The organism is Staphylococcus sp. HMSC035D11, from assembly GCF_001836075.1.
Taxonomy (GTDB): Bacteria; Bacillota; Bacilli; order Staphylococcales; family Staphylococcaceae; genus Staphylococcus; species Staphylococcus hominis.
In genome coordinates, this window is the sequence record NZ_KV827264.1 from 1 (window position 1) to 788 (window position 788).

Consider the following 788-nt stretch of genomic DNA (forward strand, 5'->3'; position numbering starts at 1 on the left):
GTTTATTTAAGAAATAGACTCCAATTTTATGAGATAGTTGTGCTTCTTGTTTTTTCTTTTGGCCTTTCAATTGTTCAATTTGTTGTTCAAGCTGACTTAACTTTGTTATATCACTTTTTTTGATCTTTGCCATTATATCACCCTTTAGTTTTCCTATATAAAGCATATCATAATCCATTGGGCAAGGCGATTATTCATGGTATAATATAACCAGTTCGTAAGACACTGCCCATTTACATGCAAATTAAAAATTGGCATAAAAATGGGCAACCTTACTGGTTGATCGTTATAGTTCCTACAGGGGTTTAAATTCAAAAAAACGAGGAGGTAAAATCATGGATAAAGGTTACTTTATGTTGAGAGTGACTAACATTAATCGAGCAACTAAAAATATTGTTGCGTCAGCGTCGTATCGTTCTGATGAAGCATTATATAGTGAACGTACAGATGAAAAAATTAAGTTTAGAAATCATATAGTTAAACCTGAAAGCATGATTTTAACGCCTCAACATGCACCCGAATGGACGAAAGATAGACAGCGCTTGTGGAATGAAGTAGACAAAGTTGAAAAGCATAATGCGAAAACTAAAAACCCTAGATTAGCCAAAGAAGTCTTGTTAAGTTTGCCTAATGACCTAGATAGAGAAGTACAAACAGAATTAACAAAAGATTTTATCAAAAGTGAATTTGTAGATAAAGGTATGGTGGCTGATATTTCAATTCATAGGGATGATATGAACAACCCACACGCGCATGTGTTATTGACCCAAAGACCGTTTAATTCAGAC

1 protein-coding gene is annotated in these 788 nt (G+C 33.8%); it reads left to right on the plus strand.

Annotation, left to right across the window (positions count from 1 at the left end; genetic code table 11):
* Positions 1 to 335 precede the first annotated feature (335 nt).
* Positions 336 to 788, plus strand: a 453-nt coding sequence (locus HMPREF2647_RS07715) for a MobA/MobL family protein (RefSeq protein ID WP_176746917.1), incomplete at its 3' end; no start/stop codon positions are given.